Here is a 25,833-nt window from a genome sequence, read left to right on the forward strand (position 1 = left end):
ATGTCACAGGCCTGGGCTAAATGTTTAGACTCCCTAAAAGACTCTCTGCCGTTGGGAGAATATAGTGTGTGGGTTAAGCCCCTTAAGGCAACCGAAAGAAATGAAACTCTTTATCTAAATGCGCCAAGTGCGTCAGCTCTGAAGTACATAAGCAATCATAAAAGCTTAGAGGCGGCAATTGTCTTAGCGGTTTCTGAGTGTGACCGAAAACTCAAGGTAAGATTTGGTGTTGTTGAGTCTAGCAAAAAAGCAGCAAGCGCTAACAAACATCACACCACACCTCTGTTTCCAGAATATACATTTGACAATTTAGTTTTAGGAAGCGCAAATCAGGTCGCCGCCCTTGCTAGCAGGCAGATAGCTGAAAAGATAGGAGCATCTCCATATAATCCATTTATTATCTATGGAGAATCTGGACTTGGAAAAACGCATTTAATGCAGGCAGCTGGGCACCTTGCTCTTAAAAAAAATCCAAACTCAAAAGTTATCTATGTCCCTCTTATGGATTTTGTTCGCAACATAACAACCAGCCTTCGACACAATACAATAGAAAATGTGAAGCTTTTCTATCAGTCAGCTGACCTTTTGTTAGTTGACGATATTCACTTAATTGCTGGGAAAGATAAATCTCAAGAAGAGTTTTTTCATATTTTTAATTTTTTGTTTAGCACCAAAAAGCAAATTATATTTACATGTGACCAACCCCCAAAGAACATTAAAGACCTTGAAAACAGATTAAAAACAAGATTCTCACAAGGTCTTAATTTACAACTTTCTCCTCCAGAGCTTGAAATGAGGGCTGCCATTCTCCTTAAGAAATCTCAAAATCCACAAATTTCTCTTAACCTTTCAGAAGATGTTGCCTTATTTATTGCAAGCCACGTCATGTCAAACGTTAGGGACCTTGAGGGCGCATTACTAAAACTAAAGGCTTTTGTCGACTTCTCTCAAATTGATCACTCGCTGATTACCAAAGACGTAGTAGAGGGAGCACTAGGCGACCTTATAAAACCAAAAAAACTTTTCATTGAGGTTAATGAAGTTCAGAAGACCGTAAGTAAGTATTACGGCATTACAGTCTCCGATTTAATTTCAAACTCTCGCAAACAACATTTGGTTAAAGCAAGACAGATGGCTATCTACCTCTGCCATGAGTTGACATCATTGTCATTAGCTAAAATAGGTCAAAACTTTGGAAATAGGGACCACTCTACAGTGCTTTATTCTTGTGAAAAACTAAAAAGCCTTATTTCGACAAATGAAGAAATCAAGAACGACATTGAAAACATAAAAATCAAAATTACTAACTTATAAACAAATTAATTATTACTTGGGTTGTTAGTAAATAACAAAACATCTTATAATTAGAAAACTAATTAACATCTTTAATAATAAACAACACAGTTATTAACAACATAATCACAACACAAACTATTGATTTTTTTCAAAAAAAGAAAGTAATTAACAAATAATAGATCAGCTAATAATAACAATAATTAATTTAATAAGAAAGGCAACTTATGAACACCGAATTAAGCGTTGAAGAACTTATAGAGCCATTGCAAACTGTAATTGGAGTAGTTGAGAAAAAGCAAACTTTACCAATACTCTCTCACGTACTAATTCAATTAAAAGGCAACAAGCTTACACTAACAACCACTGATATGGAACTAGAAATCAGTGCTTCAAATAAAGTGAAAAGTGATGTGGAAGCCACCTTTACAATTTATGCAAAAGACTTGATTGACATTGTAAGAAAACTCCCAGAAAAGACCCAAATAAAATTTAAAATAGAAGAAAACAAAGTTTATCTAAATGCTAACAAAAATACGTTTGAACTAAACACTTTTAATCACTTAGACTTTCCCGCCCTTCCTAAGACTCAAAATTCAAGTATTGTCAAAATTAAGCAAGATACTCTCAAAGAGTTAATTGAAAACACCAGTTTTTCAATGGGGAACCAGGATATTAGGGCATATCTAAACGGTCTCTTTTTTGAACTAAACAAGGACTCATTAACAGTGGTTGCAACAGATGGGCACAGACTCTCAATCGGCGAAGTCAATCAAGAAAGTAGTTTAGAAGAAAAAAAGACAGTGATTCTTCCTAGAAAAGCCGTACTAGAACTAACTAAACTACTGAATAAAAGCACACAAAGCATTGCTGAAATACACCTGTCTGATAATTATTTTTCATTGATTGACTCTAGTACTAAAATTATTAGCCGTTTGATTGATGGTAATTTTCCAAACTATAAACAAGTAATGCCAACTGATTTTAGTAACACTATTGTTATTGATCGCGAAAACTTTTTATCTAGCTTGCAGCAAGCTTCAATATTTGTAGATGAAAGAACTAAAGGTGTCAAGCTTGTTTTTAGAGAAGACAAGCTCAGTATTTTTTCTCACTCAGAGAGAGGTAGGGCTGAAACCCAAATTGAGGTAACGAAGCAAGAAAAAGAACTAGAAATTGCTTTTAATATTCATTACTTAATTTCAGTTCTTGAAAAACTTACCTCTAAAGAGGTGAACATGGTTATACCGGGAGGTGAAAATAAATCGTGTTTATTAAGTGCTATCGGTGACGAAAGTTATCAATATATTATTATGCCAATGAGAATATAATTGTTGTGCTTTAATGGCAATTATTGAAAAACTGCATGTTTTAAAGTTTAGGAATTTGACAGATCAATACCTGCTGCCCAACAATAACATCAATTTAATAATTGGTCAAAATGGCCAAGGCAAAACAAACTTCATTGAGTCAATATATTACTTAGGACACAGCAGGTCGTTTAAGACTAAAAACCTAAAAGACATCATTCCATTTGACGAGCAACAAATAAAAATAACCGCCCTTGTAGATAAACAAAAAGTTAACATTAAAAAATCTCGCGATAAAAGCCAGATTTTAATTGACAAAGAAAAAATCTCTAGTAATAGTCTTTTAAGCCAAATTCTTCCGATCCAAATTATCTCACCAGATCGTGGGTTTGTTGTAGGGGGATCACCGAAATTAAAAAGATCTTATCTTGATTGGGGGGTTTTTCATAATAAAAGTAACGAAACACTTACAGCATATAAAACTTATAAAAAAACCCTTAAAAACATTAATACACTGCTCACAAGTGGGAACACAGGAGAGCTTGACGAATGGTTTAAACAGTTTGCAAGTCTTTCTGTGAACATTACAAAGGGCCGTATGGACTATGTGGAGCAGTTAAAAACTCTCCTTAACGAACAATCCAAGGGAAGACTCAATAGTTTAATCAAAACTAATGATGATTTTACTTTTCACATTCAAACAGGCTGGCCAAAAGAGGTCGACCCCCTTAGTCAGGTAAAAATATTAGAGTATCTTTTAAAAAATAAAACAAATTTTTTAAAAACCAAATACTTGAGTTGTGGACCCCATAGAGCGAACATTGAATATCTCTTAAACAAAAGAAACGAAAGCTTTCTTTCAAGAGGTGAGCAGAAAAAAATGTCAATTGTTTTTTGGATGCTTCAAGTTTTGATTCTTGTTCAAAACAAAACAAAACCCATTGTATTAATTGATGATGTTTCATCAGAGCTTGACCAGAGCAAAATTAAGTCTATTATTGATTATTTAACTGAAATTAATATTCAAATTTTTATTTCAGATATTGGCAACATTGATCTACCTTTAGATCCTAAAAAGACAACCATTTTTGAAATTAAAAAAGGCGTTCTAAAGGTTTTATAACGATCTTGTTTTTTACATAATTAGACTTAAAAAATACAGATGAAATGGCGCTAAACACCGCAGCCGTGGTATAATAAATTTATTTTTAAAGGGGCAGTTATGACCGAAGAATACCAAGCCTCCAATATTAAAGTTTTAAAGGGTTTGGACGCTGTTAGGAAGCGCCCTGGAATGTATATTGGTGATACCGATGATGGTACAGGTTTACACCACATGGTTTTCGAAGTTGTCGATAACTCAATTGATGAAGCTTTAGCCGGCCATTGCTCCAAAATTGAAGTTGTAATCCACGACGATAACTCCATATCAGTTACTGATGATGGAAGAGGCATTCCTGTAGACATTCACCCTGAAGAACAAATATCTGCCGCTGAAGTTATTATGACAGTCCTGCATGCGGGCGGTAAGTTCGATGATAACTCCTATAAGGTTTCTGGAGGACTTCATGGGGTTGGTGTTTCAGTAGTAAATGCTTTGTCTGAGTCACTTCATTTGACTATTTACAGAGGCGGTGATATTTATGAGCAAGACTATGTGTTGGGCGTTCCTAAAGAGCCAGTAAAGGCAACAGGAAAAACAGATAAAACTGGAACCACAATTCATTTTAAGCCGAGTGCAGAAATCTTTGCAGAAACCGTTTATAAGTTTGAAACACTTTCGAATAGATTAAGAGAGCTTTCATTTTTAAACTCAGGCGTACACATTGAGATCAATGACGAAAGGTCTGATAAAAAAGATGTTTTTGTTTATGAGGGCGGAATTACAGCCTTTGTTGAGCATTTAAACAAATCGAAGAACCCTATACACAGTGATATTATTTCCATCGCTACAGAAAAAGACGACATCTCAGTTGATGTTGCGCTTCAGTGGAGCGATTCTTATCAAGAGAGCGTTTATTGTTTTACAAACAACATACCGCAAAGAGATGGAGGAGCCCATCTTGCAGGCCTTAGAGCCGCTCTCACTAGAACACTTAATAATTTTATCGATGCTTCAGGACTAGCTAAAAAAGAAAAAGCAGCTATTACTGGAGAAGATACCAGGGAGGGGTTAACAGCGATACTTTCCATTAAGGTTCCTGACCCAAAATTCTCTTCCCAAACCAAAGATAAGCTTGTTTCTTCAGAGGTTAGGGCGCCTGTTGAGTCTTCTGTAAATGAAAAGCTTGGAGAATACCTTCTTGAAAACCCCGCAGAAGCAAAAATCATAATAAGTAAAATTTTCGAGGCCTCAAGGGCGCGCGACGCAGCCAGAAAGGCCCGAGAAATGACTCGCAGAAAAGGTGCTTTAGATATCGCAGGCCTTCCTGGAAAGTTGAGCGATTGTCAAACAAAAGACCCTGCTGAATCTGAAATTTTCCTTGTTGAGGGGGACTCAGCGGGAGGCTCTGCTAAGCAAGGAAGAGATAGAAGAACTCAGGCAATTCTTCCTCTTAAGGGAAAGATATTAAATGTAGAGAAAGCTAGATTTGAAAAAATCCTTTCCTCCCAAGAAGTTGGTACTTTAATTACTGCTTTGGGTTGTGGAATTGGCAAAGAAGAATATGATATTGAAAAACTCAGATACCACAAGATTGTGATTATGACGGATGCGGATGTAGACGGCGCCCACATTAGAACCCTTCTATTAACTTTCTTTTATAGACACTTTCCAGAGCTTATTGAAAATGGTTATCTTTATATTGCACAACCACCTTTATATAAAATCAAAAAAGGAAAACAAGAGCGATACCTAAAAGATGATGCAGAGCTTGATGAGTATTTGCAACAAGAAGCTATCCATGATGCTAGTCTTTTTGTTAATAGCGATACTCCAGCAATTCAAGGTGTTGCACTTGAAAAAATTGTATCAAGCTACTATGATTCTATTGGGATTATTGTAAAACTTGGTAAAAAATACAATGAGCCTTTGTTAAGGGCGATTCTAGGAATGCCAAAGATGGACCTAAATGATCCAAAGAAAGCTAAAGAATGGTGTGAGTCTCTTCAACAAAAAATGAATAATAGTAGCTCCATGTCTGAGAGTCACGATCTAAGCTTTTCAAACAATAGCGTGATTTATTTGATGAAAACATATGGTGTTGAAACAAGTAAATCTGTCCTTGATGTAGGTTTTTTTGAATCAAGAGAATATAAAAGTATAGAAAAGTACTCAAGCCAGGTTGAAAGTATGTTTACTGACGAAACATTTGTTCAGAAAGGCGCAAAAGAGGTAAAAACACCAGACTTTACTACCGCCCTCAACTTCCTTTTAGTTGAAGCAAGAAAAGGACAGGGCTTTCAGAGATATAAGGGGCTTGGGGAAATGAACCCTGATCAGTTGTGGGATACTACAATGAATCCTGAGTCTAGAGTGATGCTTAAAGTTAAAATCGAAGATGCAATTGCTTCAAACGATGTATTTACAACGCTTATGGGCGACGAGGTTGAGCCAAGAAGAAACTTTATTGAAGAAAATGCACTAAAGGTAGACAACCTCGACTTCTAATTTAGTAAACTAATAACTTGAATTGAATTAATTCGAGTTACGAATTTATTTACTAACCTACAGACCGCATTTGTAAGATAATTACTTTAATTACTTACAAATGGTAGGGTTATGTCAAAAGAACATCCTGTTATCGCTATAACTGGCTCCTCCGGAGCTGGAACGTCGACTGTAAAAAATGCATTCAATCATATATTTGGAAGGGTTGGCGCTAAGCCAGTTATTATTGAGGGCGATAGTTTTCATAAGTTTGACCGCAAACAGATGAAGACTGCAATGGAGCTTGAAGATAAAAAAGGAAATAAGTACTTTAGTCATTTTGGTCCTGAAGCAAATCATTTTGATCTGATTGAAAAAACATTTAAACAGTATGGTGAAAAAGGTCATTGTGATCGACGCTACTATATTCATTCTGATGAAGAGGGAGTTCCTTTTGGGAAAAATGCTGGTGAGTTTACGGAGTGGGAAGATGTTGGAAGAAATAGTGATTTATTGTTTTATGAGGGTTTGCATGGGGGCGTCAAAGATGGAAACATCGACGTAGCTAAATATGTTGATTTATTGATAGGTGTGGTGCCTGTTGTGAATCTTGAGTGGATTCAAAAAATTCATAGAGATAAAGAACAAAGAGGGTATAGTGCAGAGGCAACTGTTGACACAATCCATAGACGAATGTGGGATTATATAAACTACCTTACCCCCCAATTTTCAAGAACCCATATAAATTTTCAAAGAGTTCCAACTGTTGACACGTCTAATCCTTTTATAGCAAGAGACATACCAACTCAAGATGAAAGTTTTGTCGTTGTTAGGTTTCAGGACCACAAGTATTGTGACTTTGTTTACCTACAAGATATGGTAGCAGGCTCATTTATGTCCCGACCCAATACATTAGTTGTTCCAGGCGGAAAGATGGGCTTTGTAATGGAGCTAATTTTAAGAGAGCAAGTAGAGAAAATGCTAAAGCATTAAGTACGATCCATTAGACATTTAGTCTTTTACAACAATGTTGATTAGTCGATTTGGAACAACAATTACTTTGATTAATGCTTTGCCTTCAGTAAACTTTAAAACTCTTTCATCTGAAAACGCTACCTCTTCTACAAGTTTATTTTCGGAGTCTAATGGAACTACTATTTTTGCCCGTAGTTTTCCATTAACCTGGGCTATTAGTTGAACATTTTCTTGAACAAGGGCTGAATCATCAACTATAGGCCAGCTTGAGTTAACTACCGCTTCTTTCCCCCCCAACAAAAACCAAAGGTGGTGACAAACATGAGGCATAACGGGGCTGAGGCATTTAACCATTATCTCAATTGCCTCTCGTTTTATGAAGGCCCCTTCTCGTGAGTCATCATTGTATTTTGATAGCGTATTGTTTAACTCCATCATAGCGGCAATTGCGGTATTAAAAGAATGCCTTCTTCCAAAATCATCGCCTACTTTTTGCAGGGCTAAATGGGTTTTTTGACGAATTGTTTTTTGCTCTTCTGTTAGCTTAGAGTTGTCTATTTTTGAAACAACAGCGCTATTTTTTGACTCTACAAAACTACTTACAAGTCGAAAAAATTTGTTTATAAACCTATGAGAGCCTTCGATGCCAGTGTCTGACCACTCAAGATCTTGAGTTGGAGGAGCAGCAAATAAAATAAAGAGTCGTGCGGTGTCTGCCCCGTATTTTGAAATCATTTCTTCTGGATCAACTGTATTGCCTTTTGATTTGCTCATTTTGGCCCCATCTTTAAGCACCATCCCCTGAGTGAGAAGATTGGTGAACGGCTCATTTGTCTTTACAATGCCTTCATCCCGCAGGAGTTTTGTAAAAAAACGTGAGTATAAAAGATGTAATATAGCGTGCTCTATGCCTCCAATATACTGGTCTACTGGAAGCCAATAATTGGCTCGTTCATCTAATATCGCATCCTTCTGATCAACGCAGGTGTAACGTGCAAAATACCAAGAAGATTCAAAAAAAGTATCAAAGGTATCTGTTTCCCTCTCCGAACCTATTCCACATTTTGGACAAGGCGTCTTATAAAAACCAGGCATTTTTTTAAGTGGTGAGCCCACTCCATCTATAGCCACATTTTCTGGGAGTCGAACAGGAAGATTTTCAAGAGACTCTGGAATAGCCCCACAAGAAGGGCAGTTTATTATTGGTATTGGACAACCCCAATATCGCTGTCTTGAAATTCCCCAATCTCTTAGGCGATAATTGGTTTTTTCTTCACCCATTTTTAGGTTCGATAGTTTTTTGCTTATTGCCTTAAATGCGGCGCCAAAGTCAAGCCCACAGAATTCACCAGAGTTGATCAGAATTCCTTTTTCAACGAACGCTTCTTCGCTTATATCAACTAGGCCATTGGAGTCAGCAATCACTTCTTTAATAGGAATATTGTATTTATTGGCAAACTCATAGTCTCTTTGATCATGGGCTGGAACACTCATAACTGCTCCAGTGCCATAGCCCATTAAAACAAAGTTTGCAATCCAGATAGGAGTTTTTTCCCCAGTTAGGGGGTGGACGCACGTGAGTCCAGAATCAACACCCTTTTTTTCCATGGTTTCGATTGCAGCCTCAGCAGTTTCCATTTTTTTGCATTCATCAAGAAATTTTTGAACCTGTTTATCTTTTTTACCGGATTCTATTGCCAGAGGGTGCTCTGCAGCGATGGCAAGATACGTAACGCCATAGAGCGTGTCCGGCCTTGTTGTATAGACTGTAATTGAATTTGCGTTATTAAGCTTAAACTCAATATCTAGACCAATTGATTTACCTATCCAGTTAGTTTGCATCATTTTAACCGCATCAGGCCAGCCATCAAGTTTTTGAATATCTGCCAAGAGCTCGTCTGCATAATCAGTTATTTTCATATACCACTGAGAAATCTCTTTTTTCTCAACAGGAGCACCCGAGCGCCATCCACAACCATCCACAACTTGTTCGTTAGCGAGCACTGTCTGATCAACAGGGTCCCAGTTTACAACAGCCTTTTTTTTGTAGACTAGGCCTTTTTCAAATAACTTAATGAAGAACCATTGTTCCCATCGATAGTATTCTGGATGACAGGTTGCCAGCTCTCGCGACCAGTCATAGCCAAAACCTAATTCGATTAATTGATGCTTCATATGGCTTATGTTTTCATAAGTCCATCCTGCAGGTGGCACCTCATTTTTTATAGCAGCATTCTCTGCTGGGAGCCCAAAAGCATCCCATCCAATTGGCTGCATAACGTTTTTACCCAGCATCTTTTGGTATCTTGATATAACATCACCAATACTGTAATTTCTTACATGTCCCATATGGAGTCTTCCTGAGGGATATGGCAACATAGATAGGCAATAATATTTCTCTTTAGTTTCGTCCTCTGTAACTACAAAAGAGTTATTTTTTTCCCAATAATTTTGAGCCTCTCTTTCGATTTTTTTGGCGTTGTATTCTTGTTGCATTGTTTAGTTTTAATTTAAGTTGAGAGTTCCAACGAGCGAGCCCACACTATTCATTTCATGTTTTTCTAGATACTTACTAATTCCAGCATTAATTTCTTGACAGACCAGCGGGTCATAAAACAAAGCAGTGCCAATTCCTATTGTATCTGCTCCTGCAATAATAAACTCGATTGCGTCTTGTGCATTAACTATTCCGCCTTGCCCAATAATTGGAATATTATGGTTTTTGCTGACTTGGTAGACCTGATGAACCTTAAGAAGTGCTATTGGCTTTATTGCTGGACCAGAAAGCCCGCCTTGATTATTTCCAATTACGGGTTTTTGTTTTTCAATATCTATGGCCATACCCATGACTGTGTTTATTACAGCCAAACCATCACTTCCAGCATCTATGCACCGAAGTGCATTTGAGGCAATATCAGTTTGGTTAGGTGAAAGTTTTGTGATAATAGGCTTGCTTGTATTTTTGCGACATATTTCTACAACTCTAAAGGACATATCAGGATCATTTCCAAAGGCTACACCTCCTTCTTTGACATTGGGGCAAGAGATGTTAATCTCAATTGCATCAATATCTGTATCATCAAAATACTTAGCTACCTCACCATACTCTTCAACACTAGAGCCAGAAATATTAATAATAAACTTAGTTTCATCTTTATCTAAAGTGGGCAAAATATCAGCAATGACTGAACTAGTTCCTGGATTTTGAAGGCCAATTGCATTAAGCATCCCATTTGGAGTTTCGGCGACCCTGTGAACTTTATTTCCTAGTCTGGGTTCTAGAGTGGTGCCTTTTAAACAAACTGCACCCACATGAGAGTTAGAAAACCCTTTTATTCTTGTGTACTCTTCTCCAAATCCAACACACCCCGAAAGCAGAACGATAGGTGAGTTAAGGGACATCCCACAAAAACTTGTTTTAAGATTATTTTGCATTGTCGACATTATACTTTTATGATGACTTGGGAGTCATTAACTTCGTCTAAAATGTTGCTATGAATGGAGTTTTTGTCACTGGAAGCAATACAGAGGTTGGAAAAACCACAGTTTCTGTTGAAATAATAAAGCAGCTTAGAAAAAAAAGAAAAGTAGTTGTAAGAAAGCCGGTAGAAACCGACTGCGAGTTGGTAGATGAAGGTTATTTTCCAAAGGATGCGGTGAAGCTCAACGATGCCTGTGCTTCCGGAGAGAGTTTAAGTCAAGTCTGTCCTTATTGTTTTGAACTTGAGGCGAGCCCTGAAGAGGCTAGTTTGGGTGCTGGAAAAACCCTAAGCCTTGAAGACTTGGTATACGCTTGTAATGACGGTGTTGGGGAAAGTTTTGTTTTTGTTGAAGGAGCCGGCGGGTTTTATTCGCCGATTGCAGATAAAGCCCTTAATTCAGATCTTGCTGTTCAGCTTGAATTGCCAGTTATTATTATTGTTAAGGACGAACTAGGAGCAATAAGCCAAGCTTTGTTGACCATCGACGCTGTTCTTAGCAAAAAACTTAAAATAGCTTTCGTCGTTCTTAATGAGGTTCGTGAGAATACGCTTTCAAATCTTGAAGCGCTTCGCTCTTATACAGACGTGCCAGTTCTAAAGTTTTCGATTAAAAATTCTGAGTTATTTTATTTAGAGGTTGAAAAACTAATCTAGTATCGTAAGGCTTGGTTTTTTGTCCCCCTTGTCTGAACTAATGCCTTTGTTGTCAAAAAGCATTCCCTCGCCATTCTCATTGGCATAGATAGACATCACAGCCTCACAGGGAACAATAATCTTTTGGGACTTGCCGTGAAATCGCGCTTTAAAGCTTATGGACTCGTTATTGATAAGCCGATCAGCAGTTGCTGAAGCGCTAATATTTAAGACTATTTTTCCATTGTTTTCAAACCCATCAGGAATTGAAAGACCTTCACTTTTGGCGCTTACTAAGACGTATGGAGTGAGATTATTATCCTCTATCCAGTTGCAATATGCTCGGATTAAATAGGGAATAACACCTGGCATTTGTCTCTAGTTAAAGTCCTTTTCAGCAAAAGTCAAACTATCATGAAAGCCTTCTTTTTCAAAAAGCCTGTTTGCATATTCTTTGATTGGCTTTGCTTTTTCGCCTAAAGAGATTCCTAGAAGGTCTAGCCTCCAAAGGATTGGTGCAATACAAACATCAACAAGTGTCATTGTTTCGCTTTTAAAGTAAGGCTTATGAGAAAACAAGGGAAGAAGCTCTAATAAGTTTCCATTCAGAGTTTTTCTAGCAGCATCGGCTTCTTTTTTGTTTCCATTGAGAATTTTTGAGACAAGCTCATACCAGCATCCGTCTGCTCTTGTAAAGCGATAGATTAAAAGTCTCTTTTCGGCTTTTTCAATTGGATCTACTGGCAAAAGTGGCGGAAAAGGAAAGCGCTCATCAAGGTATTCCATAATAACTGAAAGATCATACAAAACCATCCCCCTATCAAAAAGAGTGGGAAGGGTCTCACAAGGGTTAAGTTCAAGAACTTCTTCTGGCATTTCATCAAATTTTAACTCTATGACTTGTCTTTCTATCGACTTGTGAGCCATAATAAATCTGACAGCATGAGATTCTAGTTCTTGTGAGGCAGAATAAAGAGTTGTTGAAGCCGGATTAGGTTTTGTTAGCATAGTTTTTACCGAATTAAAAAAAAGTCCCTTGCCGTTTTAAGGACAAAGGATGTATATAAATGATTGTATCAGAAATCAGTCGCGAGGTCTCCAAATGCCATATTTGACATCTTTCCAGTATTCTTTTTTGAGAAGATAGACTAGAACAAATAGAATGCTTAAAAACAATAGAACCCATTTGCCAAGCTGAAGTCTTATTAGTTTCGCTGGCTCGCCAACATAGTCTAAAAAGTTTGTTATGTCACGAACACTATTATCAAATTCTGACTCAGATTGAGACTCTCGAAGGGGCCATAAAACATCTGGCATAGAGGCATTTACCAAGACTGTGTTGTTTACCCCAAAAATTCTCTCATCATCATCATAAAAGCTACGTAGGTAAGTGTAAATCCAGTCAGTTCCTTTCGATCTTGAAACTAAAGATAGGTCTGGCGGGACACCTCCAAACCATTTCGACGCAGCATCTTCTGGCATAGCTGTAGTAATGGCTTGCCCTACTTTATTTCCAGCAAACATTAGATTTTTAGCAACATGCTCTTCGGTTAGATTTAGGTCTTTAGCAATTCGATTGTAACGCATTAAGCTTATCTCATGACAACCTGAGCAATAATTCATAAAAAGTTTTGCGCCGTTTTGTAAGGAGGCTTCGTCAAAAATATCAGTATTTGCATGATCTAAATGAACCTTGCTAGCAGCAAAAATATTTACTGAAAAAAGAAGAACAGAAAAGCCAACTATTAATTTTAATTTTATTCTCATATGTTATTCAGTAACCCTTTCTGGAACCTCTTTAGTTTTTCCAAGGGTGCTAAACCAGGGCATTAAGATAAAAAAAGCAAAATACAAGGTCGTAAAAATACGAGCTAGTAAAGCATATAAAGGGGTAACCGGTTGAACACCAAGCCAGCCTAAAACAATAAAGCTTACAACAAAAGTCCCAAGTATCCATTTATAAATAGGACTTCTGTAACGTATTGATTTAACTGGGCTCCTATCTAGCCAAGGAAGAAGGAAAAACACTCCAAGCGCTGCAAACATTGCTAATACTCCAGGGAATTGTGAGCCAAACAGGGGAGGAATTGCTCTTAATACAGAGTAATAAGGAGTTAAGTACCATAATGGTGCAATATGTTCAGGCGTTTTAAGTGGGTTGGCCTCAATGAAGTTCGGAGCTTCAAGAAAATACCCATTTAGGGCTGGCGCGTAAAAAACAACTGCACAAAATATCCATAAAAAACCAACAACAACAACACTATCTTTAATTGTGAAGTATGGATGAAAGGGGATTCCATCTTTTGGAATACCGTCCGCGTCTTTATTTTTCTTTATTTCAATTCCATCTGGATTATTTGATCCAACGTGGTGAAGAGCAACAATATGCAAAAAAACAAGAACAACAAGAATAAGTGGAATAACAACAACATGCAATGAAAAGAAACGATTTAAAGTCGAATCACCAACAGCATAATCACCCAAAATCCAAACTAATAGATCTGGTCCTACAATCGGGACTGAGCCAAAAAGTGAAATAATTACTTGAGCGCCCCAAAACGACATTTGCCCCCAAGGCAAAACATAGCCCATGAAAGCTTCAGCTAATAAAAGAATATACAGCACCATGCCAAGTATCCATATCAATTCCCTCGGTCCCTTATAAGAGCCATATAAAAGCGCACGCATCATATGAAGATAAATTATTACAAAAAAAGCAGAGGCTCCTGTCGAATGCATATAGCGTATAAACCAGCCCCATTCAACGTCTCTCATAATATACTCGACTGAGGCAAAAGCATACTCTGCATCAGGCTTATAGTGCATGGTTAAGAATATCCCAGTAACTAACTGCATTATAAGCATCACTACTGCTAAGCCACCAAAGAAATACCAGAAATTAAAGTTTCTAGGCGTATAGTATTCTGCTAAATGCTCATTAATAACCCTAGTTAATGGAAATCTTTGGTCTATCCAGCTTTGCTTATTATTCATATTTTCTCTTATGTGTTTTGTTGGTCAACGCCAACACGAATCAATGAATCAGTGACGTATTGATAGGGAGGTATTACTAGGTTGGTTGGGGCAGGCACACCTGCATAAACTCTTCCAGCAAGGTCAAATTTAGAGCCATGACATGGGCAATAAAAACCGCCTTTCCAGCTGTCTCCACCAAGATCAGCTGCCCCAGGCTCTGGTCTATATGTTGGAGAACATCCGAGATGTGTGCAGACGCCCACAATAACAGCAACACTTTCTTTGTTTTCAATTGAGCGATAGTTTGCTGTAACGTAGTCAGGCTGTTGGCTTTTAGAGTTGCCAGTTCCATCAGCATCAGCAAGCTTGCTGATTAGGTCCTCTGAGTCAAGAGACTCTAGAGCTTTTTCATCGCGTTTAAATATCCAAACAGGTTTTTTGCGCCATAAGACGCGAACAAGCTGACCAGCCTCTAATTTAGAAATATCAACATCTACAGGCGCCCCAGCTGCTTTAGCTTTAGCCGATGGTTTCCATGTTGCTAAAAAAGGCCATGCTGCAAACCCAACACCAACTGCACCAACTACACTGGTAGCCTTGGTTAAAAAACGTCGTTTTTTTAGGTCGATTGTTTGTTCTGACATTAAAATTCCGAATGATATTTGGTGAAAAACCGTATTATTATAAAGTAAAGGACTGATATTTAAAAGCTAAAAGTATTCAACTAATCTAGTATTTTTTTTCATCAACTCTAACAGCTAAAGATTTTGTATCAGAGAGGCCATCAATTTTTCTTATGATTGAGATAAGCAGCTTTTTTTGTCTTTTGGCGCGAAAAGCAACAGAAGCGTTTTCGGCAATGAGAAAGACCTTTTGATCATCAACAAGAGAAAGAGTGAGGCCATTTAGCTCAGTGGGAACCTGGGATTGAAATTCAGAATTAAAGCGATTGTGTGACTTTGCTTTTTCGAACATTGTTCCTAGTTTGCCTTCAGCTTTAAAATTTGTAGGGTTTTCTTTTGTTTTATCTTGCATATATGAGAAAATACCACAGTTTTGTCTACTAATGTTTCGTTCTTCCATGAGTATTATAAATAATGTTTTATCAAAGGTTTTAGGGTCGCACAATGACCGGCTAATTAAAAAGTACAATAGCCAGGTCAATAAGATCAACTCGCTAGAAGAACAGATGAAGTCTTTGAGTGATAGTGATTTGTCATCAATGACTGAAAAGCTCAAAGCAAGGCTTAAGGAAAACGAGTCTGTAGAGAGTGTTTTACCCGAAGCGTTCGCACTAGTTAGAGAAGCAAGCCAGAGAACATTAGGCCTTAGACACTATGACGTTCAGCTTATTGGCGGCATGGTTCTTAATGAGGGCAGTATTTCAGAGATGGGAACTGGTGAAGGTAAGACCCTTGTTGCAACTCTTCCAGCCTACCTAAACGCAATAACTGGAAAGCGAGTTCACATCGTCACAGTCAATGACTACTTGGCATCCAGAGACGCCGAATGGATGGGAAAAGTCTTTTCTTTTTTGGGGCTTACTGTTGGAACCTCAGTTTCAGGAATGTCTGGAGAGGAAAAACAAAAAGCCTATTCTTGTGATATCACCTATGCAACTAACAATGAGCTTGGTTTCGATTATCTTAGAGACAACATGGCCTTTTCTCAAGAACAAAAAATGCAGAAAGAGCTTTCCTTTGCAATTATTGATGAAGTTGATTCAATTCTAATTGACGAAGCAAGAACTCCGCTAGTAATCTCTGGTCCGACTGGAGATCATGCCCAGGTATACAAAGCCATTAATAAAATGATCCCTAGTTTTACACTTCAAACTGAAAAAGGGGAAGGCAAGGAAGTTGAGATTCTAATACCAGGCGATTACACGATTGACGAAAAACATAAACAGGTTTTTTTGAGTGACGATGGGCACACAAAAGCTGAAGATATGCTCATAGAGGCTGGGGCTTTGCAAGAGGGAGCTAGTCTTTATGATGCAAGCAATATTATTTTACTTCAGCATTTGATTTCTGGGCTTAGGGCGCATGTTTTATTCCAAAAAAACGTAGACTACATTGTTCAGAATGACGATGTTGTGATTGTTGATGAGTTTACCGGCAGAACAATGGAAGGAAGAAGGTGGTCTGAGGGGCTTCATCAGGCGATAGAAGCCAAAGAAAATGTAAGTATTAAGAAAGAAAATCAAACCTTAGCCTCAATCACTTATCAAAATTATTTTAGGCTTTATGAGAAGCTTTCTGGGATGACTGGCACTGCAGAAACTGAAGCTTCAGAGCTTCAAGATATTTATGGCTTAGAGGTTGTTGTTGTCCCTCCAAACACAAGGTCTTCGAGAGTTGATCATTCAGATCTAATTTATGGAACTATGCAAGAAAAGCTTGATGCAGTGGTTAAAGACATTCAGGAGTGTCAAGCTAGGAAGCAGCCTGTTCTTGTTGGCACGAATAGCATTGAGAGCTCAGAAAGCGTATCAGTTTTGCTGACTAAACACAAAATTAAACATGAGGTTCTTAATGCAAAACAGCATGAGCGGGAGGCTGAAATTGTTGCAAATGCCGGGGCACCAGGCGCTGTTACAATTTCAACTAACATGGCTGGACGAGGAACTGACATCGTTTTAGGCGGCAGGCCTTCTGAAGATGCTGGTGAGTCTGAACAGAGTGCTTGGAGAGATAAACACAATGCTGTTATTGATTCAGGAGGTCTTCATATTGTTGGAACTGAACGAAATGAATCGCGAAGGGTCGATAACCAGCTCAGAGGGCGCGCTGGAAGACAAGGAGATATAGGCTCAACAAGGTTTTACTTGTCTTTAGAGGACAATTTGATGAAGATATTTGCCTCTGAAAAAACTGCAAGCATGATGAAGAAGCTCGGCATGAAAGAAGGAGAGGCCCTTGAACATAGCTGGCTCAATAAGACAATAGCCAATGCTCAGAAGAAAGTCGAAGGAATGCACTATGATGCTAGAAAACACCTTCTAGAATATGATGATGTTGCTAATGACCAAAGGAAGGTGGTTTATGAGCTAAGGGATGAGCTCATGGGAACCGAAGATGTTAAAGTACGATACGAAGCTATCAGAGATGATGTCATTAGCGAGCTTTTTGTGGAACACATATCACCAAAAGTCCTTGAAGAGGATTGGGATATTGAGGGCCTTCAAAATATTTTAAAAAACTCTTATGGCGCCAATGTTCCTCTTAAAGGAATGGTAGAAGAGGGATTGGATGTTCATGACATACTAAAATTGATTCAAAGGGGGTTTGTTACGTCTCATGAAGTGAAGGAAAAAGCTCTTGGAGTGGAGATGATGAGAACCTTTGAAAAGGCGGTTATGCTCAGAGCCCTCGACCATCACTGGAAGGAGCATTTGGCTATTATGGACCAGCTCCGACAAAGCGTTAATTTGCGTGCAATAGGGCAAAAAAACCCAATTCAGGAGTTTAAACGAGAGTCTTTTTCTATGTTTACTGAGCTTCTTGAAACCATTAATATTGAAATTGTTCAGGCGCTTTGTAGTGTTAATCTTGAGCAGGTTAGCTCAAAGCAACAAGAAATCCTTGAAGAGCAAAAGCAAGAGGAAAGCCCAAGGCCTGTGCAGAGAAAAGCAGCGCCTCAACGTAGAGTTGTTTCATCAAAGCAACCTATCAAAAACTTAAAGGTTGGAAGAAATGATCCTTGCCCGTGTGGTTCTGGAAAAAAATACAAGCAGTGCCATGGGTAATGGATACTCTATTTTGACACGCAGTGTCGTATAAAGTGAAAAAACTAACTATAACTAAACCTGATGATTGGCACTTGCACCTGAGGGATGGTTTGGAAATGAGCTCAGTTGTTGGAATGACAGCAAAACAAATGGGCCGGGCTATTATTATGCCAAACCTAACTCCACCTATAAAGACATCAGTGCAAGCCTTGCTATATCGTGAGGAAATTATTCATGCCCTTCCCAACGATACAAACTTTAGCCCACTGATGACGTTATATCTGACAGACAACACAACCCAGAAAGACATAATTGAAGCTAGCAATGAAAAGCATGTATATGCTGTTAAGCTTTATCCTGCAGGCGCCACTACAAATTCAGATAGCGGAGTTACTAATCTGTCAAACACTTATCCCGTCCTTGAGCAAATGCAAAATGAGGGGGTTCCCCTTCTTATTCATGGAGAGGTTACAGATAGTAAAGTTGATATCTTTGACAGAGAGAAGGTTTTTTTGGACTCCGTTCTTGGGCCTTTGGTTGAAAACTTTCCTAGCCTCAAAGTTGTTTTGGAGCATATCACAACAAAGGAGGCAGTGGATTTTGTAGGCCAAGGCAGCAATAATATTGCTGCAACCATTACGCCACATCATTTGCTTTCAAATAGAAACCACATGCTTGTTGGTGGGATTAAGCCACATTTTTATTGTTTGCCTGTTTTAAAACGAAGAGCCCCCCATCAAGAGGCGCTAATTGAGGCCGCCACTTCAGGAAGCCCCAAGTTTTTTTTAGGAACAGACTCCGCTCCGCATGATAAAAGTCAAAAAGAATCGGCTTGTGGGTGCGCTGGAGTCTTCAGTGCGCATGCAGCTATTGAGCTTTATGCAGAGGCTTTTGATAGAGCAAATAAAATCGATATGCTAGAGGGCTTTGCCTCATATTTTGGTCCTGACTTCTATGGGCTGAGTAGAAATATTGAAACAATTACATTGGAAAAAACCACGTGGCAAATCCCTGAAAGCTTTAGCTTTTCAAGCTCAACAGTGATTCCTTTTTATGCTGGGAGGAGTCTTTCTTGGAAGCTAAAGACTTAAGAAATATTGTTTTGAAAGAAGAGTCTGCTTTTTTCGACATCATTTTTGATTTGTTTTTTTAGCTCGTCAAATGATTCAAATTTTTTCTCTTCACGACACTTCTGTTTGAATATTACAGTTACATAGACACCATAAATTTCTTTGTCAAAATCAAATATAAAAACCTCCAAAAGCGTTTTATTTCCTCCAAGCGTCGGTCTTTTCCCCACATTGCACACACCCTTGTATATTTTTGATTTAAGTTTGACAAGGACACTATAAACACCTAGAACTGGGCTTAATTTTCTATGTATGCTTATGTTTGCAGTGGGAAACCCAATTGTTCTTCCCAGCTTATCTCCATGCGCAACCTTGCCACTAATTGAAAAGGGCCTACCAAGAAATTTTTCAGCCCCAGTAAAGTTTCCATCGGTAAGAAAATTTCGTACCGCAGAACTGCTAACGCGGAGCCCATCTAGCAGCACACTGTTTAATTTCTCAATCGTATAGTTATTTTCATGGGAGGCTGCTTTCAGCATAGAAAAGTCACCAAGACGACCCTTTCCAAAACGAAAGTCATCACCAATAAAGAAGTGCTTTACTCCAATTTTTTGTACAAGAACTTGATTAATAAAAGAAGATGCTGAAAGCTCGGAAAAGCCTTTATTAAACCTGATTAAAAGATGTTTATCTATCCCCATAGACTCCAGAAATAAATGTTTATCCCTAAAGCTACTCAGTCTTGCCTTGGGTCTTCCAAAAAATGTTTCGGGTGTTACTGAAAAAGAGACAACCAGAGAGGGTAGTCCCATTTTTTTTGACTTGGAGACAAGCTTTTTTAATATCTCTTGGTGTCCGAGATGAACACCATCAAAGTTACCAATGGTAAGAATACAGCCAGGCTGTTTTTTTAGATTGTGAAGGCCTCTTATCAGTTCCATTCTTGTATTTTACTCACTGACTCTATTGATTATTGGTCAATTAAAGCTCCTGAAGTATCTTTTTAACTGGCGCAGGAGTGCCAAGAGCTAAGCTGCTTGCATCATAATAGTTGGCTAACCCGCCAGGTGAATCAACCAAAATTGGGTTGATCCACAAATTAAAGTGAGTGAAGTTATGCTTAAATTTTGCAAGCGGCCTTATAATCTTTGCGTTATTGTTATGCTGGCGAATTGCAAAATTAATTGCTTCAGCATTGTCATCACAATCTACAAAGCTCCATAATCCACCCCATATTCCTTTGCCAGGTCTTTTTTTAAGAAAAACCTGTTGCCTTTCGTTTGTAAATATTAGAAATGCAATAGTTTTTTCAGGCGCCTTATTTTTTTTAGTTTTTGTGTGTGGATAAATATCTTGCTCTTTGGAGAGACAGGCCCCACAATGACTAGCTATTGGACAGTTGCCACATAATGGGTTTTTTGGTTTGCAGATGGTTGCACCAATATCCATGATCGCTTGAGTGTATTCAGCGTTGTTTGTTTGAGGCGTGTGATGTTTTGCTAGACGCCACAACTCCGCCATGACTTTGCCTGAAGAGTAATGGCCTTCAACTTTGTGATACCGTGAAAGAGTTCTTTTTACATTGCCATCAAGAATTGGGGTCGATAAGCCGCTTCCTAATGACAAAATTGCACCAGCAGTGGAAGGGCCAATACCAGGAAGCGCAACAATCTCCTCGTATTTTTTTGGAAAGACGCCCTTGTGAATAGAGGTGACTATCTTTGCAGTTTTATGAAGGTTTCGTGCGCGACTATAATATCCAAGCCCTGCCCAGTTTGACATGACTTCATCTTCTTTTGCATTTGCAAGAACGGCTAGGTCTGGAAAGCAGGCGATGAACTTATTAAAGTAGTCAATGACTGTAATGACTTGTGTTTGTTGGAGCATGATTTCAGAAAGCCAAATATGATAAACATTGGGCGGGGATGATTGCCACGGAAGGCTCTTCCTCCCATTGATTTTAAACCATCGAAGTAAGTCTCTTGCTAACTCTGTCACCTTTACAAGCCAAGCGGATTTTGTGGGTCTACCGACTCCATAAATGGCAGCTTAATGTCCTCATTTGTTACCTGATAAAAGCATCCAATCCAGTTGTTGATAATAGCGCTTGCACTATCATGCCATGTATTATCAAGCGTTTGCATGATGAGCTGCTCAGGGAAGTCTTTTATTGAGGCTGACTTGGCTATAAGCCTTGTTTTATACTCCTCTAGAATTGCACAACATTGCGGTGAAAGATAATTCGTTGGAAAAGGTGGATAGTATGAACGACCGCCTTCAAGATAGATGGCAATTTCTCTTTTTAGCTCCTTTAAAAGACTAATGGAGTCATATTCTGGGTGGCCTTGAAAGAAGACAATACGAAACAAGTCTGGGCTTACAGCTAAATGGACGCCAACTTTGCTAGCAGCTAAAACTTTAATGTTGGCCTCATCAAACTGAGACCTAGAAATTTCATTATGGCGAGAGTGAGGAACATCAAATCGTGTATTAACGCCCTTGACTAATGGATGTGTTCGATCAACAACCTGATGGGGAAAAACTCCCCAGTGTTTTTTTCCAATAGGACTTCTTTTTTGTTTGTATTTAAACTCTAAAACAGCATGAGTTGCGAGACATGAACACAAGGTTGAGGTTACATTTTCATAAGACCAGTCAACAACTTCATGGAGCTCATTATAAAAAGGGGCAAGCTGAAGATCGGGGTCAGTAACATTTGCACCAGTAATAATAAGAGCATCAAGGCCTTGAAGTTTTATTTCATCAAAGCTTTTATAGTGGCTTTTAATATGCTCTGAAGCTTTTTTACCTCGTTTGATGCTAGGGAGGGAAAAAGGATGTATGTAGAGTTGAGCCACTTGGTTAGAGCGACCAACCAACCTAAAGAACTGTCTTTCGGTGGCCTCAAGCGCAGAATCAGGCATCATATTCAGCAGGCCAATATGAAGGGCTCTAATGGCCTGATGAGAGGCTCTTTCTTCAGACAGTATTGTTTCACCTTGTTTTTCAAGGCGGTCAAAAGAAGGCAGGTTTGAGTGTGCTATAAGAGGCATAACTTCAGAGCGCGCTTGAGATTAAATTAATAACATCATTCGCAGAGCGGCAATTATGAAGGTCATCGCTTTGAATTGTGCAGCCATATTTTTTTGCAATCGCTGTATATTTTTTAAGCCTATCTTCTATCAGCTTTGGAAAAACCCAGCTTACAAAATCATCTGGGCTAACTTGAGCTACATAGTCTAAGCTGTTTTCAGCAAGATACGTGTTAATGGATTTCTCAAAAAATTTTGAATCATAATACATAGGCTTTGGATGGGCTTTGGCACGTTCAATTAGAATTCGCTCATTTTCAGAGTTGGTTTGTATGTAGACGATGAGACTTTTTTCTGAGAGAAGCTTGTACAGAGCTTGGTCTTCGAGCTCACAAAGACTACCCCCGGCGTCGTTTATAAAATGACTAAAACCCTCTGCCTCGGACTTTTTGATAAAGTCAGGCACTTCGTACATTGTCTTTTTTTCTGCCTCAAAAAAAAGATTTTGACGACGAATAAATTCACCTATTGGAAGGCCCCCTTCTTCTGGGTTACCAACCTTTCCTAAGAATGCTGAGATTGGCTCTAGATTATCAAAACTTACTTGGCTATTAATGCTGATTGACTGGTTATCTAAAAGTCTCCTTAGCCAATTATCTGTTTTCATCTTATCAGAAATATTTGCAATTATAGCTTCTTTGAGGTGGGCTGCACCAATCCTATAGTCTCCAGAAAAATGAAACCAATCTCCTTCTTCTCCAATAAGCTTTGCCAGATGAGTTTTGCCAACACCAGACATACCCAAAAGAGTAATAGACTTATTTTTCAGTTTTTTAAACTTTTCTGCAGATATCATTATAAAAGACCATTAGCTGTTAATTATAAGATGATATGAGCTGAATTTTCTAAGGTTTAGCACGCCACCATCTAGTAATAAGTATTGTCCTTTAATTCCTTGCAAAACGCCAGAGATGAGGGGTGTTTTGTCAAAATTTAAAGAGACAATCTTTGTTGGATATTTTAACACAGGGTACCTGATATTGATTGTTTCGCCCTTAAGGTCTCTAGCTTGAAGCTCGTTAACTAAGCTAGGTATTTTTGCTAAAAGGTCATTTTTAGCTGTTACTAGGTCAATATCTTTGACCTCGTTTTTAAGCATTGTGCGCCAGTTTGTCTTGTCAGCCACATAGGACTTAAGGGCCATCTCAATTTTCCCAGAATCAAGCCTTGTTTTAACCTCTAAAATTGGTAAAGCGCATACTGCTCCTTGGTCTATCCATCTTCCGGGAGTATTTGTTTTTCGAGTAATCCCAACCTTTATCCCAGAAGAGTTAGCTAGATAAACGATATGTGAAGAAAAACAATTGGCAAGACCCCACTCAGGCTCTCTACAGGTCCCTAAGTGATGATGGCAGGTTTCTGGCTTCATGATGCACATGTCACATCTTGCAAGTGAGCGAGCACATGGGAAGCAATATCCTTGTGAAAAGCTTTTATTCGTTTTTTTGCCACAATTTGAGCATGTAATTTCTTGTTGAAAGCTCAGCTCAATTTGCCTGCCTACTAGCGCATTCATGTCAACAGTTTCGCTGCCAATCGGTAGGCTATATTTTGCCTCTCCATCAGCCAGAGAAGTTTGCATCATTCTTATTGGTCCAGCTAGTTGCATAATATTGACTGAATATCCATATATTTATTTGCTGCGTGGCGCATGATTTTTTGTGGAATTTCAGGTGCAGGGGGCGCCTTGTTCCAGTCAAGTGACTCAAGATAGTCTCTAATGATTTGTTTGTCAAAGCTTTTTGGACTTATTCCAGGAGTGTAGTCAGGCAGCGACCAAAATCTGGAAGAGTCAGGCGTCAAAACTTCATCCATAAGCGTGAGTTGGTTATTTGAGTCAAGCCCAAATTCAAACTTAGTGTCGGCAATAATAATGCCTTTTTCTATCGCAAGTTTTGATGCAAAGCTATATATTTTAAGACTTACCTCTTTCATTTCTTTCGCTAGTTCTGCGCCAATTAGACCTTCAACCTTTTCAAAAGAAATATTGGCATCATGCTCTCCAACTGCAGCTTTTGAGGACGGAGTAAAGATTGGTTTTTTAAGTTGCTCTGCCAGTCTTAAGTTATCAGGTAAAGCAATACCACAAACCGACTGAGACTCTTGATACTCTTTCCAGCCTGAGCCAATTAAGTAGCCTCTAACGACGGCTTCAATAGGAAGGGGCTTGAGCTTTTTAACTACAATCGCCCTTCCTGAAAGTGTCTCCACCTCTTTGGCTGTCAATACTTCTTCAAGCTTTATTTTGGTTAGATGGTTTTGAACAATATGCTTAGTTTTGTCAAACCAGAAGTTTGCTATTTCTGTAAGGATTTTGCCTTTACTTGCAATTGGCTGCTCGAAGATAACGTCAAATGCTGAGAGTCGGTCGGTTGCTACAATGAGCATGTATTGAGAATCAATATCATATATGTCTCTTACTTTTCCCTGATGAAGAAGAGGTAAGGATAGATCTATTCGAATATGAGAGCTCATTTGATTACTTTAATAGCTGTATGGCTTTATTTTAATCGATTGAGCTAAGGGTTTGTTTAAGTTGCTATGTATAGAGGCCTATTTAATTTTTAATTTTGTAAGTATTTGTTTAGCTCTTTTTTGAAAGCTTGCCATCTCAGCATTTGGAACGATTGATTTTTTGTTAAGCTTAACTTTTTCAGCATCTTTGTGAACCCCGTTGATGCGAATCTCATAATGAAGATGTGGCCCCGTAGACATTCCAGTAGTGCCCACATATCCAATGAGCTCGCCTTTTTTAACTCGCTTGCCGGACTTTAGACCCTTGGCAAATTTTGACAAATGAGCATATACTGTGACATACTCAGAGCCATGCTTTAGATAAATTACGTTGCCATAGCCTGATAGTGTCGCAACATACTTAACTAGCCCTTTTGCTGGTGCATATACAGGTGTTCCGCTTGGTGCAGCAAAATCAGTGCCTCGGTGAGGACGATAAGTCTTAAGTGTTGGGTGATAGCGACGCAATGAAAAACTAGAGCTAATCCTGTTGTACTTTGTAGGAGCAAATTTAAATGAGTCGTTTAGTGTTTCACCTTTAGAATTATAGTATTTCTTTCTACCAAGAGAGTCCTTATGAGAGAAAAGCGCAATAGTTTTTCTTCCGCTAATATAAATCATGGCACTCGGCGTCTTCTCTCCTTCCCATGATAAAAAGAACCTGTCACCTTTTCTAAGATCACGACTGAAGTCAATCTCCCATGAAAAGTTATCTACCATCATTTTTACAACTTCAGCATCAACGCCAGCCTTCTTAGCGTCGTAATTAAGAGACTTATTGATTGTAATGACAGTAAAGGACACATCTCCAACAGGTTGTATATTTGATTTTTCATAGCTAAATCTTTTTCCGTCATAGTTTATGAAGAGCGGATTATCATTTGCAGGGTTAAATATAATTTGCTTGAGAGTATGATTATCATTAAGGCTAATCTGGAATTTATCACCGGGATAAATATTGTTGAGCCTTTGAGCTCTCGGATCTGACGTCATTAGTTTTGTCAGCAGCTTGCCTGAAAGCCCTGTGCTATAGAAAAACTTATAAAAAGCATCCCCACGCGAAACCTTAAAGCTAAAGTCATGCTGACCGCCTGCAAAAGAGGGGGCTGAGAAAACCACACATGCTAGAAGCAATGAAATAAAAAAAGATTTAATCATTATTGTTGGGT

General features: G+C 38.5%; 23 protein-coding genes. 8 read left to right on the forward strand and 15 right to left on the reverse strand.

Annotated features, from left to right (window positions below):
• From dnaA to AC5YGB_RS00025, 5 genes are all read left to right on the forward strand, one after another.
• Positions 1-1,314: a chromosomal replication initiator protein DnaA gene (dnaA, locus tag AC5YGB_RS00005; RefSeq protein ID WP_496137313.1), complete on the forward strand. Its 1,314-nt coding sequence runs from the start codon at positions 1-3 to the stop codon at positions 1,312-1,314.
• A gap of 206 nt (positions 1,315-1,520) precedes the next feature.
• Positions 1,521-2,624 (forward strand): DNA polymerase III subunit beta, encoded by a 1,104-nt coding sequence (dnaN, locus tag AC5YGB_RS00010; RefSeq protein WP_496137314.1) that lies wholly within the window; start codon positions 1,521-1,523, stop codon positions 2,622-2,624.
• A 13-nt stretch (positions 2,625-2,637) separates the two neighbouring features.
• Positions 2,638-3,726 carry a DNA replication/repair protein RecF gene (recF, locus tag AC5YGB_RS00015; RefSeq protein ID WP_496137315.1) on the forward strand — a complete coding sequence of 363 codons (1,089 nt, stop codon included), beginning with the start codon at positions 2,638-2,640 and terminating at the stop codon, positions 3,724-3,726.
• Between the two features lie 99 nt (positions 3,727-3,825).
• The gene (gene gyrB, locus AC5YGB_RS00020) at positions 3,826-6,213 is read left to right on the forward strand and encodes a DNA topoisomerase (ATP-hydrolyzing) subunit B (protein ID WP_496137316.1); all 2,388 of its coding nucleotides are present in this window, start codon (positions 3,826-3,828) and stop codon (positions 6,211-6,213) included.
• A 111-nt stretch (positions 6,214-6,324) separates the two neighbouring features.
• Entirely contained in the window at positions 6,325-7,185 is an 861-nt protein-coding gene (locus AC5YGB_RS00025; RefSeq protein ID WP_496137317.1) for a phosphoribulokinase, read from the forward strand.
• A gap of 18 nt (positions 7,186-7,203) precedes the next feature.
• Here the strand turns inward: AC5YGB_RS00025 and leuS are convergent, their stop codons facing one another.
• Together leuS and AC5YGB_RS00035 are read right to left on the reverse strand one after the other, a co-directional pair.
• Entirely contained in the window at positions 7,204-9,663 is a 2,460-nt protein-coding gene (gene leuS, locus AC5YGB_RS00030) for a leucine--tRNA ligase (RefSeq protein WP_496137318.1), read from the reverse strand.
• A gap of 9 nt (positions 9,664-9,672) precedes the next feature.
• Positions 9,673-10,611, reverse strand: coding sequence for a dihydroorotate dehydrogenase (locus AC5YGB_RS00035; protein WP_496137319.1), 939 nt, complete (start codon positions 10,609-10,611; stop codon positions 9,673-9,675).
• A 50-nt stretch (positions 10,612-10,661) separates the two neighbouring features.
• On the opposite strand from AC5YGB_RS00035, the gene bioD reads away from it, so the two are divergent.
• Positions 10,662-11,303: a dethiobiotin synthase gene (gene bioD, locus AC5YGB_RS00040; RefSeq protein WP_496137320.1), complete on the forward strand. Its 642-nt coding sequence runs from the start codon at positions 10,662-10,664 to the stop codon at positions 11,301-11,303.
• Here bioD and AC5YGB_RS00045 read toward each other — a convergent pair.
• From AC5YGB_RS00045 to AC5YGB_RS00070, 6 genes are all read right to left on the reverse strand, one after another.
• Positions 11,295-11,654 carry a ClpXP protease specificity-enhancing factor SspB gene (locus AC5YGB_RS00045; RefSeq protein WP_496137321.1) on the reverse strand — a complete coding sequence of 120 codons (360 nt, stop codon included), beginning with the start codon at positions 11,652-11,654 and terminating at the stop codon, positions 11,295-11,297. The genes bioD and AC5YGB_RS00045 overlap by 9 nt on opposite strands.
• A gap of 6 nt (positions 11,655-11,660) precedes the next feature.
• Positions 11,661-12,290: a glutathione binding-like protein gene (locus AC5YGB_RS00050; protein WP_053820754.1), complete on the reverse strand. Its 630-nt coding sequence runs from the start codon at positions 12,288-12,290 to the stop codon at positions 11,661-11,663.
• A gap of 75 nt (positions 12,291-12,365) precedes the next feature.
• The gene (locus tag AC5YGB_RS00055; protein ID WP_020028858.1) at positions 12,366-13,049 is read right to left on the reverse strand and encodes a cytochrome c1; all 684 of its coding nucleotides are present in this window, start codon (positions 13,047-13,049) and stop codon (positions 12,366-12,368) included.
• Positions 13,050-13,052: 3 nt separating this feature from the next.
• Complete coding sequence (locus AC5YGB_RS00060) at positions 13,053-14,276, reverse strand: cytochrome b (protein WP_020026505.1); 1,224 nt, start codon at positions 14,274-14,276, stop codon at positions 13,053-13,055.
• 8 nt (positions 14,277-14,284) lie between these two features.
• Positions 14,285-14,902: a ubiquinol-cytochrome c reductase iron-sulfur subunit gene (petA, locus tag AC5YGB_RS00065; RefSeq protein ID WP_496137322.1), complete on the reverse strand. Its 618-nt coding sequence runs from the start codon at positions 14,900-14,902 to the stop codon at positions 14,285-14,287.
• Between the two features lie 85 nt (positions 14,903-14,987).
• A complete protein-coding gene (locus AC5YGB_RS00070) occupies positions 14,988-15,293 on the reverse strand; it encodes a hypothetical protein (RefSeq protein ID WP_053820817.1) in 306 nt (101 codons plus the stop codon).
• 46 nt (positions 15,294-15,339) lie between these two features.
• On the opposite strand from AC5YGB_RS00070, the gene secA reads away from it, so the two are divergent.
• Positions 15,340-18,006: a preprotein translocase subunit SecA gene (secA, locus tag AC5YGB_RS00075; protein ID WP_496137323.1), complete on the forward strand. Its 2,667-nt coding sequence runs from the start codon at positions 15,340-15,342 to the stop codon at positions 18,004-18,006.
• Positions 18,007-18,041: 35 nt separating this feature from the next.
• Complete coding sequence (pyrC, locus tag AC5YGB_RS00080; protein WP_496137324.1) at positions 18,042-19,079, forward strand: dihydroorotase; 1,038 nt, start codon at positions 18,042-18,044, stop codon at positions 19,077-19,079.
• Here pyrC and ribF read toward each other — a convergent pair.
• The 7 genes from ribF to AC5YGB_RS00115 all read right to left on the reverse strand — a co-directional run bounded on the left by ribF (position 19,076) and on the right by AC5YGB_RS00115 (position 25,822).
• Positions 19,076-19,999, reverse strand: coding sequence for a bifunctional riboflavin kinase/FAD synthetase (gene ribF, locus AC5YGB_RS00085; RefSeq protein ID WP_496137325.1), 924 nt, complete (start codon positions 19,997-19,999; stop codon positions 19,076-19,078). The genes pyrC and ribF overlap by 4 nt on opposite strands.
• A 40-nt stretch (positions 20,000-20,039) precedes the next feature.
• Entirely contained in the window at positions 20,040-21,056 is a 1,017-nt protein-coding gene (mutY, locus tag AC5YGB_RS00090; RefSeq protein WP_496137326.1) for an A/G-specific adenine glycosylase, read from the reverse strand.
• A gap of 2 nt (positions 21,057-21,058) precedes the next feature.
• Positions 21,059-22,111 carry a homoserine O-succinyltransferase MetA gene (metA, locus tag AC5YGB_RS00095; RefSeq protein WP_496137327.1) on the reverse strand — a complete coding sequence of 351 codons (1,053 nt, stop codon included), beginning with the start codon at positions 22,109-22,111 and terminating at the stop codon, positions 21,059-21,061.
• Positions 22,112-22,115: 4 nt separating this feature from the next.
• Complete coding sequence (locus AC5YGB_RS00100; protein WP_496137328.1) at positions 22,116-22,946, reverse strand: ATPase; 831 nt, start codon at positions 22,944-22,946, stop codon at positions 22,116-22,118.
• A 12-nt stretch (positions 22,947-22,958) separates the two neighbouring features.
• Positions 22,959-23,759 (reverse strand): DUF2797 domain-containing protein, encoded by an 801-nt coding sequence (locus AC5YGB_RS00105; protein ID WP_496137329.1) that lies wholly within the window; start codon positions 23,757-23,759, stop codon positions 22,959-22,961.
• Positions 23,750-24,625 (reverse strand): phosphoribosylaminoimidazolesuccinocarboxamide synthase, encoded by an 876-nt coding sequence (locus tag AC5YGB_RS00110; protein WP_496137330.1) that lies wholly within the window; start codon positions 24,623-24,625, stop codon positions 23,750-23,752. Before AC5YGB_RS00110 ends, AC5YGB_RS00105 begins: the two co-directional genes overlap by 10 nt.
• 78 nt (positions 24,626-24,703) lie before the next feature.
• The gene (locus AC5YGB_RS00115) at positions 24,704-25,822 is read right to left on the reverse strand and encodes a peptidoglycan DD-metalloendopeptidase family protein (protein ID WP_496137331.1); all 1,119 of its coding nucleotides are present in this window, start codon (positions 25,820-25,822) and stop codon (positions 24,704-24,706) included.
• Positions 25,823-25,833 lie beyond the last annotated feature (11 nt).

This window comes from Candidatus Pseudothioglobus sp. uisw_142, from assembly GCF_059512465.1.

Excerpts from the sequence above, each read along its gene's own strand:
- gyrB (WP_496137316.1), top strand. The coding sequence starts at position 3,826 with ATGACCGAAGAATACCAAGCCTCCAATATTAAAGTTTTAAAGGGTTTG.
- AC5YGB_RS00115 (WP_496137331.1), bottom strand. The coding sequence starts at position 25,822 with ATGATTAAATCTTTTTTTATTTCATTGCTTCTAGCATGTGTGGTTTTC.
- AC5YGB_RS00105 (WP_496137329.1), bottom strand. The coding sequence starts at position 23,759 with ATGCAACTAGCTGGACCAATAAGAATGATGCAAACTTCTCTGGCTGAT.
- AC5YGB_RS00025 (WP_496137317.1), top strand. The coding sequence starts at position 6,325 with ATGTCAAAAGAACATCCTGTTATCGCTATAACTGGCTCCTCCGGAGCT.
- AC5YGB_RS00110 (WP_496137330.1), bottom strand. The coding sequence starts at position 24,625 with ATGAGCTCTCATATTCGAATAGATCTATCCTTACCTCTTCTTCATCAG.
- secA (WP_496137323.1), top strand. The coding sequence starts at position 15,340 with ATGAGTATTATAAATAATGTTTTATCAAAGGTTTTAGGGTCGCACAAT.
- AC5YGB_RS00070 (WP_053820817.1), bottom strand. The coding sequence starts at position 15,293 with ATGCAAGATAAAACAAAAGAAAACCCTACAAATTTTAAAGCTGAAGGC.
- AC5YGB_RS00055 (WP_020028858.1), bottom strand. The coding sequence starts at position 13,049 with ATGAGAATAAAATTAAAATTAATAGTTGGCTTTTCTGTTCTTCTTTTT.
- AC5YGB_RS00050 (WP_053820754.1), bottom strand. The coding sequence starts at position 12,290 with ATGCTAACAAAACCTAATCCGGCTTCAACAACTCTTTATTCTGCCTCA.
- recF (WP_496137315.1), top strand. The coding sequence starts at position 2,638 with ATGGCAATTATTGAAAAACTGCATGTTTTAAAGTTTAGGAATTTGACA.
- AC5YGB_RS00100 (WP_496137328.1), bottom strand. The coding sequence starts at position 22,946 with ATGATATCTGCAGAAAAGTTTAAAAAACTGAAAAATAAGTCTATTACT.
- dnaN (WP_496137314.1), top strand. The coding sequence starts at position 1,521 with ATGAACACCGAATTAAGCGTTGAAGAACTTATAGAGCCATTGCAAACT.
- AC5YGB_RS00035 (WP_496137319.1), bottom strand. The coding sequence starts at position 10,611 with ATGTCGACAATGCAAAATAATCTTAAAACAAGTTTTTGTGGGATGTCC.
- bioD (WP_496137320.1), top strand. The coding sequence starts at position 10,662 with ATGAATGGAGTTTTTGTCACTGGAAGCAATACAGAGGTTGGAAAAACC.
- leuS (WP_496137318.1), bottom strand. The coding sequence starts at position 9,663 with ATGCAACAAGAATACAACGCCAAAAAAATCGAAAGAGAGGCTCAAAAT.
- ribF (WP_496137325.1), bottom strand. The coding sequence starts at position 19,999 with ATGGAACTGATAAGAGGCCTTCACAATCTAAAAAAACAGCCTGGCTGT.
- petA (WP_496137322.1), bottom strand. The coding sequence starts at position 14,902 with ATGTCAGAACAAACAATCGACCTAAAAAAACGACGTTTTTTAACCAAG.
- AC5YGB_RS00060 (WP_020026505.1), bottom strand. The coding sequence starts at position 14,276 with ATGAATAATAAGCAAAGCTGGATAGACCAAAGATTTCCATTAACTAGG.
- metA (WP_496137327.1), bottom strand. The coding sequence starts at position 22,111 with ATGCCTCTTATAGCACACTCAAACCTGCCTTCTTTTGACCGCCTTGAA.
- dnaA (WP_496137313.1), top strand. The coding sequence starts at position 1 with ATGTCACAGGCCTGGGCTAAATGTTTAGACTCCCTAAAAGACTCTCTG.
- AC5YGB_RS00045 (WP_496137321.1), bottom strand. The coding sequence starts at position 11,654 with ATGCCAGGTGTTATTCCCTATTTAATCCGAGCATATTGCAACTGGATA.